This window comes from Kitasatospora sp. NPDC059088 (assembly GCF_042738155.1).
Classification (GTDB): Bacteria; Actinomycetota; Actinomycetes; order Streptomycetales; family Streptomycetaceae; genus Kitasatospora.
The window spans coordinates 10960-20454 of record NZ_JBHYGR010000053.1; the positions used below are offsets into that span (position 1 = coordinate 10960).

9 protein-coding genes are annotated in these 9495 nt (G+C 74.4%); 3 read left to right on the plus strand and 6 right to left on the minus strand.

The window, feature by feature from the left end; translation table 11 throughout:
* From ACFWXO_RS23605 to ACFWXO_RS23620, 4 genes are all read right to left on the minus strand, one after another.
* Positions 1-455: GMC family oxidoreductase N-terminal domain-containing protein (locus ACFWXO_RS23605; RefSeq protein WP_380525673.1), on the minus strand; the 455-nt coding region annotated here is incomplete at its 3' end.
* Positions 452-901: a hypothetical protein gene (locus ACFWXO_RS23610; RefSeq protein WP_380525674.1), complete on the minus strand. Its 450-nt coding sequence runs from the start codon at positions 899-901 to the stop codon at positions 452-454. The genes ACFWXO_RS23605 and ACFWXO_RS23610, both read right to left, overlap by 4 nt.
* Complete coding sequence (locus ACFWXO_RS23615; protein ID WP_380525675.1) at positions 898-2316, minus strand: aspartate aminotransferase family protein; 1419 nt, start codon at positions 2314-2316, stop codon at positions 898-900. Before ACFWXO_RS23615 ends, ACFWXO_RS23610 begins: the two co-directional genes overlap by 4 nt.
* Positions 2313-3761: an NAD(P)/FAD-dependent oxidoreductase gene (locus ACFWXO_RS23620; protein WP_380525676.1), complete on the minus strand. Its 1449-nt coding sequence runs from the start codon at positions 3759-3761 to the stop codon at positions 2313-2315. The genes ACFWXO_RS23615 and ACFWXO_RS23620 overlap by 4 nt, the downstream gene beginning before the upstream one ends.
* A gap of 428 nt (positions 3762-4189) precedes the next feature.
* On the opposite strand from ACFWXO_RS23620, the gene ACFWXO_RS23625 reads away from it, so the two are divergent.
* Positions 4190-5185 (plus strand): LLM class flavin-dependent oxidoreductase, encoded by a 996-nt coding sequence (locus ACFWXO_RS23625; protein WP_380525677.1) that lies wholly within the window; start codon positions 4190-4192, stop codon positions 5183-5185.
* A 171-nt stretch (positions 5186-5356) separates the two neighbouring features.
* Here the strand turns inward: ACFWXO_RS23625 and ACFWXO_RS23630 are convergent, their stop codons facing one another.
* Both ACFWXO_RS23630 and ACFWXO_RS23635 read right to left on the minus strand, forming a co-directional pair.
* Complete coding sequence (locus tag ACFWXO_RS23630) at positions 5357-6559, minus strand: erythromycin esterase family protein (RefSeq protein WP_380525678.1); 1203 nt, start codon at positions 6557-6559, stop codon at positions 5357-5359.
* A 56-nt stretch (positions 6560-6615) separates the two neighbouring features.
* Positions 6616-7833, minus strand: a complete 1218-nt coding sequence (locus tag ACFWXO_RS23635; protein ID WP_380525679.1) for an alpha/beta hydrolase family protein — start codon at positions 7831-7833, stop codon at positions 6616-6618.
* A gap of 112 nt (positions 7834-7945) precedes the next feature.
* On the opposite strand from ACFWXO_RS23635, the gene ACFWXO_RS23640 reads away from it, so the two are divergent.
* Together ACFWXO_RS23640 and ACFWXO_RS23645 are read left to right on the plus strand one after the other, a co-directional pair.
* Complete coding sequence (locus ACFWXO_RS23640) at positions 7946-8605, plus strand: TetR-like C-terminal domain-containing protein (protein ID WP_380525680.1); 660 nt, start codon at positions 7946-7948, stop codon at positions 8603-8605.
* A 164-nt stretch (positions 8606-8769) separates the two neighbouring features.
* Complete coding sequence (locus ACFWXO_RS23645) at positions 8770-9363, plus strand: fasciclin domain-containing protein (protein ID WP_380525681.1); 594 nt, start codon at positions 8770-8772, stop codon at positions 9361-9363.
* The last annotated feature ends 132 nt before the right edge of the window (positions 9364-9495 follow it).

Consider the following 9495-nt stretch of genomic DNA (forward strand, 5'->3'; position numbering starts at 1 on the left):
GGCGCCGGGGGGGCTCCCACCCGGCGCGGGGGGGCCCCCGCGCGGGGGTGTGGGGCGCCCCCACGGGGCCGCGTTCCCCACCGGGGGCGGGGGGGGCCGTGGTGGTGGGCCCGGAAGCCGTCGACGCCGGCGGACGCCCAGCACTCCAGCAGGTGTTCGGGAGGTCGCCAGAGCAGCCCGCCGTTGACCACGGTGGTTCCTCCGACGCAACGCCCCTCACCGAAGGGGATGGTGGGCGCGCCGTGGATGGGCACCAGACCGCCCTGGCGGTAGAGCAGGCGCAGGTTCTCCGCCGGGGACGCCCGGGTGATCCGCGTCTGCGGGACGAGCGGGCCCTCCTCCAGGACGTGGACCTCCCGGCCCGCGCCGGCGAGTTCCAGGGCCGCGGTGCTGCCGCCGGCTCCCGAGCCGATCACCAGGGCGTCGCAGCGGACGGTGCGGACGGTCCCGGTCATCGGAGCTCCTGCGGCGGAGCAGCGGAGAGTCCGTCCGGAGGCCCGTCCAGGGCGCCGTGCAGGGCCAACGCCAGGCTCACCCTGAGCAGTTCGGCGCAGCCGGGCACCGTGGACAGCCGGTCGGCGACCCGTTGCGGACGGGCCCGGTCCGCGGTGCCCCGGAGCGGGCCCCTCGGGTCCGCGAGGACGACGGCGAGCGGGAACACCCGCATCAGCAGGGCGAACACCAGGCGGTACGGCGTCGGGAGGGCGGCCAGGGTGGCGGCCGTGTGCCGGACCGCGGCGGCCTGGCGGGACGGTTCGGACAGGGCCGTGCAGCGGCCCGCCCAGAGCGGCGGGAGCCCGGCGGAGCGTACGCGCCGTTCCCAGACCCGCAGGCGACGGTGCTCCCGCGCGGTACCGGGCCCTGCGGCGGGCGGTACGGGACGCGTCGACGGGGAGCTCATGCGGTGACCTTCTCCCTGGCCAGACCTGCCAGGAGGCGGGGCATTCCCTTGGCCAGCACCGCGTCCAGGGCCGCCAGGAAGAGGTCGACGTCGGAGTCCTCGGCCACCAGGGGAGGCGCGGCGATCAGCGGGAGGTCGTGGTTGGAGCCGTAGTAGGTGAGCACACCGTGGTCGCGGTAGAGGGCGGCGACCACGGCGGCGGTCGCCAGCTTGGCCCCGGCCTGCGGGTCGCGCGCGAAGGAGGACGGCAGCAGGCGCAGCGCGTGGTCGAGGGCGGCCGGACCGTGGCGCAGGACGACGCCCTGGAGGGCCCCGGTGCCGCGCACCTCCGCGATCAGGTGCGGGTGCCCGGCGGCGAGGGCGGTGAGGCCGCGGCGCAGCCGCTCGCCGAGGCGGCGGGCCCTGGCGGGGTAGTCGTCGTCGACCGCGATCGCCACGGCCTCCAGCGCGGTGACCGTCTCCTCGCCGAAGCCGTAGTAGGTGGTGCTGTGCAGGGTGGCGTCGGGGAGCGAGTCGTAGGCCCTGCGGAAGACGGGCTCCCTGGCCACGTAGCCGGAGATGGACGCCTTGCCGCCGCCGAAGGACTTGGAAGTGGTCACCACGTCCGGGACCAGGCCGGGGTGGCGCATGAAGTGGAAGAGCGAACCGGTCCTGCCCCAGGCGGTGTAGACCTCGTCGAAGACCAGGACGATGTCGTGCTCGGTGCACAGTCGGCGCGCCTCGCGCAGGAACTCCTCCGAGCACTCGCGGAGACTGGAGGCGCTGAACGGTTCCAGGACCAGCGCGTAGACGTCGCTCCCGCCCTCGGGCGTGGTGTGCCGGTCCAGGGCCAGTTCGAGGGAGCGGAGGTCGTCGAAGGCGAAGCCGTCCGTGCCGGGGATCCGCGGGAAGGTGAAGTGCACCTCCGGCGAGGCGGTCAGGCTTCCGGCACCGAGCAGCTTGCCGTGGAAGGCGATGTCGCTGTGCAGGACGGTGCCGCGATGGCCGCGGTGGTACTTGTACGCCATCTTGAGGGCGCCCTCGACGGCCTCCGCGCCCGAGTTGGGGAAGTAGCTGACGTCGAGGTCCGCGGGCAGCAGCTGGGCCAGGTTGTGCCCGAGCGCGGCGACGTACGGGGAGAAGTAGTTCTTGTGCACCTCCATCCGCCGCCGTTCCTGGAAGCGCCGGCGGGCGGCCAGGATGCGGGGGTGGTTGTGGCCGTGGTTCAGGACGCCGATCCCGCCGGTGAAGTCCAGGACCCGCCGCCCGTCGCGCAGGGTGATCCAGCAGCCGGAGGCGCTGTCCACGACGTCGCGGCCGAAGCCGAAGGCGGAGAGCAGCGTCACCTGGCCCCGGCTGACATGGCGCCGGTAGAGCTCGTGCACCCGGGCGATGGGCATCCGCTCGCAATCCTCGGTGCTGATCAGGGAGTTCATGGCGTCCCCTCCTCGGGGCCGGACCGCGGACCGGCGCCGTGCCCGGCGACGGGAGGTCGTGGGTCGGGGGCGGTGCGGCGGGCGGTGCGCACCCGGTCGGCGATCAGGCGCCCGGCGTGCCTTCCCTGCCGTAGGGCGTAGTTGGTGCCCCGGTCCTGGGGGTAGACCTGGGCCATGCTGGCCAGGTAGAGCCCCGGCACGTCCGTCTCCATCGCCGGGATGCGGTCGGAGTAGTGCGGGGTGATGACCGGCTGGGCGTGGTCGGCCCGCCAGACGTGGTGGCGCCGGACCCAGTCGCGGTGGAACCGCGGGAACATCCGGCGCAGGTGCGGGAGGCTGGCGTGGAACACCGCTTCGTCGTCCATCCGGTACAGCGCGGCGCTGGTCGGGAGGTAGGCGGACAGGTAGACCAGGTGGCTCCCGGCGTAGGCGTCGGAGGCCTCCAGGTTGGTGTGCTCGATGACGCCGACGTAGGGGAACGAGGGGTCGGTGACGTTGAGCCAGTAGGTGTCCGACAGGGACCGGTCGGTCTGCAGCACCAGGCACAGATTGGCGAGGTAGGGGATGTCGGACAGTCGCCGGCGCACGGCGGGCACGTCCGGGTGGGGCGGTGGTCCGGCGGCGGCGGGGGCGAGGAAGCCGGCGAGCAGGTCCGGTGCCGTGGTGGCCAGGACCCGCCGTGCGGGCAGCACGCCGCTCCCGGTGCGGACCCCGCACACCCCGCGGGCGTCGGTCAGCACCTGCCGCACCGGGGTGTCCGTGCAGATCCGGACCCCCAGTTCGGACAGGCGCGCGACCCACGCGTCCAGCAGGGCGGCGCAGCCACCCCGCAGGTAGTAGAGGACCTCGCGGCCGCTGTGCGACCGGCTGCCACCGCGCAGGTGGAGCTTGGTCCACATCCAGGTGGCGCCGACCTCGGTCGCGTACTCGCCGAACTTGCCCTCCAGCAGCGGGCGCCAGACCGTCTCGTAGACCTGCGGCCCGCTCAGCTCCACCAGCCACTCGCGGGCCGTGAGGTCCTCCAACTCCCGCCAGTGCTTCACCCGGTGGGCCCGCACCGCGGACCGGCCCAGCCGGACCCGGTCGGCCAGCGGGAGGGGGGCGAAGCGCAGCACGTCCCACGGGCTCGACAGGCGGTACACCGAGTTCGCGTAGTAGACGCCGGTCCGGGTCCGGTGCGGCTGGAGCAGGTCGGAGCAGCCGAGTTCCGCGCACAGCCCCTGGACCTCCAGGTCGGAGGAGAACCAGTGGTGGTAGAAGCGTTCGAGCCGGGCTCCCCCGACCTCGAACGAGCCCGCCAGGCCGCCGACGTACGGCTCACGCTCCAGCACCCGGCAGGGCACCCCGGCCAGGGCGAGCTCGTGGGCGGCGGCCAGGCCGGTGAACCCGCCGCCGATCACCAGGACCTCGTCGCCGGGCCCCGGGGTCGCGCTGTTCTCGGGCATCGCTGCTCCCTTCGAATCCTCCGGGGCCGTTCCGTCCGAAGGCGGGCCGTTCCGTCCGAAGGCGATGGGTGTGGGAGGTGCGGGAGGGGTGGAAGGTCGGGCGGCGCGGGCCGGGCCTCGTCGGCATCGGAGGCGTCCGCCGGCCCCCGAAGGGGGCGCCGCCGCAGGGGGGAGGGCAGGGGAACCGCCACAGGCGGTCCGGGCTCCCAGAGGACCGTAGCACCGTACCCGGCGTCCGGCCTGTGGAGGGGCCGCTGACCTGCCGCGATTCATGGCTCTCCGGCTATCGGTCCAGCCGCGGGCGACCGTCGGGGCGGGCGCTCGCCCGACGCCGTTCCGGTTGCCCCGCTCCTCGCGCAGCCGACATCATCGAGGCGGGAACCGGTCGCGTCGGCGACCGTCGTGCCCGATCAGGAAGGCGACGAGCGATGGACGCCATGCCACAGCGGCCCCTGCGGTACGCCGTCGGACTGCCCAACCGGCGCGAGTACGCGGATCCCCGCCTGCTCCGCGAACTGGGAGTGCTGGCGGAACGGTCCGGCTGGGACGGCTTCTTCCTCTGGGACGGCCAGGTCGCGGAACACCCGGACGAGCACCTCACCGACTCGTGGACCACGCTCGCCGCGATCGCCGCCGACACGGAGCGCCTGCGACTCGGCGTCATGGTGAGCGTGCTCGCCCTCAAGCGCCCCGCCGAAGTCGCCCGCGCCACCGTCGCGTTGGACCTGCTCAGCGGCGGGCGGCTGATCTTCGGCGCCGGCCTCGGGTCCTCCGCGGCCGAGTTCCAAGCACTGGGCCAGGATCCGGACCCACGGGTGCGCGCGGAGAAGCTGGACGAAGCCCTCCACGTCCTCGACGGGCTGTGGACGGGCCGGCCGTTCACCTTCCACGGCCGCTGGTTCACCGTCACGGACCTCACCTTCCAGCCGGTGAGCCCGCAACGCCCGCGTATCCCGGTGTGGATCGCCGGCACCTGGCCCTCGCGACGCCCCATGCGGCGGGCCGCACAGTGGGACGGCGTCTTCCCCACGCGGGCGGGGGTGGGCCACACCGAGATGATGCCTCCTGCCGACCTGGAAACCGTGGTCTCCTACGTCCGCGCCCAACGGGCCGTCCGGAACGGGCAGTTCGACGCCCCCTCCGACGCCCCCTCCGACGCCCCCTCCGACGCCTCCTCCGATGCCTCCTTCGACGTCGTCATGGAGGGTCGGACGTCCGGGTTGCGGCGGGACGCCGACGCGATGGTCGTCGCCCCGTACCGGGCGGCCGGCCTCACCTGGTGGGTGGAGAAACTGGGCTGGTTCCGGGGCCCGGTCGAACTCGTCCGTGCCCGGATCCGATCCGGACCCCCCGTTCCCGTCGACCCGGGAGCCGATCCCGTCGGGACCGGGTGCCGGACGGAGCCGGTCGTCGGACGGCCGTGAAAATCGCCTGACAACTGGGCCCGGTTCCCCGATCGTCGCCCGCGACGGGGAGCAGGTCGTCTGGTCGGGCTGGCGCAACTCGGCTACCCGTGGCCGCCGGTCGACCCGGATTTCGGCTGACCGACCGGACCGGGGGCGCGGTCGTCGGCGCGGGCCCCGCCGACGGGCCGCTCACGGCAGCCAGTGCACCGGGGAAGCCCGGCGGACGTGGACCAGGACGTCGAACGCCTCGGCCAGGGAGTCCACGGCGAGGTGCTCGACGGCGTCGCGCTCCGGGGTGTAGAGGCCGCTGACCACCCGGGCCTTGGCCGGGCCGTCCCACTCGCGGCGGACCTCCTCCCGGCGCAGGTCCAGCCAGCGGGCGGGCAGGCCGGGCTCGCCGAGCCTCGCGTCGACCAGGTCCGCGGCCGGTGCGGGGGCGACGGCGGCCCCGAGGTCGCCGTGGTGGAAGCCGATCGCCACCGAGACGTACCGCGCGCCGTAGCGCCCGCGGAGCAGACTGCCGGCAGTGGCCTGCGGGCCCCGCTCGGGTGCGACGCCGAGCACCGCCTCGGTCGCCGCGGTGTGGGCGATGCCGTCCCAGTAGACGGTGCGCAGGCCGGTGCGGTGCTGGAAGGCGGCGATGGCCCCCGCCCACAGTTCGGCCTCGCCCGCGTAGGTGCCGCGCCCGGCGACGCTGCGCTCGTGGAAGTCCACGATCAGCCGCATCCTGGCGAGTGCGTCACCTTCACCTTCGCCGTCACCGGATCCGGCTCCGGTGCCGGGCAGGGACTCGACCAACGCCCGTGCGGCGCGGGCGTGTTCGGCGAAGGGCCGACCGGGGTGGACGCCCCGAGCCCGCTGCACGTGCTCGTCGATCCGATGGGCCGTACGGATCGGCTCCAGGTGGGCCGCCAGTTCCGCGAGCCGCTCCGGCGCCATCGTGCGCACCTGCGCGAGGACGGCGTCGTAGTCGGCGTCCCCGGCCTGGACCGGCTTCACCCCGAGGATCCGGACCGGGTCGTCCGGGTGGTCACGGTTGAAGGCCCGGATCCACTCCAGCGCGCCGGCCATCTCCTCGGTGCGCCCCGGCCGCCAGGCCCCGGCCAGGGCGTCCGCCGTCGAGCCCTCGCCGCCGCGTACGTACGCGTCGAGGGCTTCACCGACTCCCGCGCCGTCCTGGACGGCCAGGGCGCGGAAGCCGCGGTCCCGGACGAGTCGGCGGAAGAGCTGGTCCCGTACCCCGAAGGTCTCCCGGGAGAAGCGGGTGGACTCGCCGAGGCCGACCACCACCGCCCCAGTGGCCAGTCGCCCGGCGATCCGGTCGAGTTCGACGTCGGGCAGGGGGAGGGCGGCGTCGGTGTGCGGGCGGGGAGCTGCGGTGGTGTTCGGCATGGCGATCAGTCTCGATCCTCAAGCTGACTTGAGGTCAAGAGCGGGGTGCGACGGGGTCAGGCCGTGCCGCCGGGGGCCGGGGTGAAGGTGGTGTCGAGCCAGTCGAAGGCGACCTGCTGGAAGCGCGCCATGGCGCCCATGTGGCAGTGCTCGCCCGCGCCTTCGGACTCGGGGAGGGTGATCAGGGTGTGCGGGCAGGTCAGGGCGGCCGCGACCCGCTGGGGCTCGCCGCGGAAGAACTGGTCGTCCTCGGCATCCAGGACGAGGGTGGGGCAGGCGATGAGCGGGGCTACGCCGTCGAGGGTGTAGGCGGCGGTCCGGCGGATGTAGTCCGAGGCGGAGCTCGCGCCGAAGGCCCACACGCCGTTGCGCAGCGCCCAGCGCAGCTGGGTGACCGCTTGCATCATCAGGCCGAGCACCGGGTCGGCGAGGTCGTCGCGCCCGCTCTCGACCCAGTCCAGGAGGAACGGCGGCATGACCCGGGTGTGGGCGTTGTGGTAGTCGTACAGGCCGTCGTCCAGGACGAGGGCGGCCAGCCGGTGTTCGAAAGCGGCGGCGCGGGCGGTGAGGTAGCCGCCGAGGCTGTAGCCGAACAGGGCGATCCGGTCGGGGGCGATCTCCGGGCGGGTGAGGGCGTAGTCGACCACCGGGGTGACCACGGCCTCCCAGTCGGGGCGGAAGGTGAGCCCCTGCTCGCGCAGTACGGCGCCCTGGCCGGGGCCGTCGTAGGCCAGCACGTTGTAGCCGCGGCGCAGTGCGGCCGCGCCGATGACGAAGTAGGCCTCCTCCAGGGTGGAGTCGAAGCCGCTGGTGAAGACGACGGTCGGGCGGGGGAGGCCGGAGTTGTCGACCAGGAAGAGGTACCCGGGGAGGGTGGTGTCCTGGTAGGGGATGCGCACGGCCTCGACGGGGTGGTCCAGCAGTCCGGCGGCGGTGGCGAAGGTCTCGCGGGAGAGCGCGGAGAGGGCCTTGACCTCGGGGTCGTGGGCGGGGTCGTCGCGACGGTAGAACTCGGCGGTGCGGTAGTAGTTCGAGGCGCGCAGCAGGGCCTCGCGGGCGCTGACCCGGTGGCCGGAGGCGAGGGCGGCGGTGCCGATGGCGTGGACGCGCTGCGCGGTCCGCTTCCACTCGCGCAGCCAGGCCTCCTCGTCGCCCGCGGCGACGTTGCGGAGGGTGGTCAGGACCTCGCCCAGGTCGGCGCCGCCGTCGTTGGCGAAGCCGGCCGCGCGCAGGGCCTCGAAGGAGAAGGACTCGTCGTCGTACAGGAACTGCATGGTGCACCCCAGACCGTTTGTCGAGACGGAACGGTTTCGTCTCGCCTTCGAGGTCGACGATAGACCTCGCCCAGTCGAGACGCAACCGTTCCGCCTCGTGTAGGTTCGGGGCATGCCCAGCACCCCCGCGCCCCCGCCCCCGCCCTCGACCCCCGCCCCCGGCCGCGCCCCTGCCCCTGGCCGCGCCCCCGCACGCAGGCTGCCCGGCGGGCCCGTCCTCCAGGACTCGGTGACCGAGGCCATCGCCGAAGCGTTCTTCGAGGAGCTCGCCGCGGTCGGCTACGCCCGGCTCTCCCTGGAGGCCGTGGCCAAGCGCGCCGGCGCGGGCAAGGCGGCCATCTACCGCCGCTGGGCCTCCAAGCTGGAGATGACCGTCGACCTGGTCTCCGCCGTCGCCGTCGCCGAGTCCGGACCTGCCGACACCGGAACCCTGCGCGGCGACGTCCTGGCCTTCGTCACCGAGGTCGCCGACGCGCTCAACCAGCGGCTCCCCGCGCGGATCATCCCCGACCTGCTCGCCGAGGCCGGCCGCACCCCCGAACTGGCCCAGGCCCTGCTCACCAACGTCCGCGACGCGCGTCGCGGCAGGGCCACCCAGCTCCTGGAACGGGCGGTCGACCGCGGCGAGCTCCCCGCCGACGTGGACCGCGAGATCGCCCTCGACCTCCTGGTCGGCCCGCTCTACTGGCGCCTCGCCGTGGTCCACACCCCGACCGCCCCCGACCACCTCGACCGCCTCACCGACAAGCTGCTCGCGGCCTTCCGCGCCTGACGGGGTGCGGCGCGGCGAGGGCCGCCCGCGCGACGGCGGACGGGTGACGGGCGGGGCGGTACGGGCCCGACCTCCCGTCAGGCGGCCCGGCGTGGTGCCACTATCTGGGGCGTATCGGCGCATCCGGCGCGATTCGACCGGTTCCCCCAAGGAGGAGCTCCGCAATGAGCCGTCGCACCCACCGCCCCGCCATGCTCGTGGCCCTGGCGTTCGTCCTCGCCCCGCTCGCCGGCTGCAGCGGCGCCGGCGTCAGCGGCGCGGGCCCGGTGGCCGTCGCGCCCCCGCCGCCGGAGAAGGCCTTCGGTCAGGCGTGCGCCGCGCTGCCCGGCCAGGGTGCCGGCAGCCTGGAGGCGATGGGCGGCACGCCCGTCCTGACCGCGATCGACCAGACCAAGGACCTCTCCCAGCTGTCCACGCTGGTGAAGACCGCCAAGGCCAAGGACATCTTCGACTCGATGGAGAACGTCACGGTCTTCGCCCCGAACGACGCCGCCTTCGCCAAGCTGACGGAGGACCAGAAGAAGGCCCTCGGCACCCAGCAGGGCGCCGGCGACCTGGTCCGCAAGCTCATCGTCGTCCGCGACCTGCGCAAGGACGACCTCCAGGACAAGCAGTACAACTCGCTGCAGGGCGCCGTCATCAAGGCCAGTGGCAGCGGCGAGGACTACCGCATCGGCGGGGCCCAGGTGCTCTGCGGCAGCATCAAGACGGCCAACGCCCGGCTGGCGATCCTGGACACGGTGCCGGCCTTCGGCTGACACCCCTCTCCCGTGGCGGGGGGGGGGGGGGGGGCGCGCCCCCCCGGGGGGGGGGGGGGGGCCCCCGCGCCGCGGGGGGCGCCGGGGCCGCGCCGTGGGGCGCGCCCCGGCCCCCCCCCCGCCCCCCCCCCC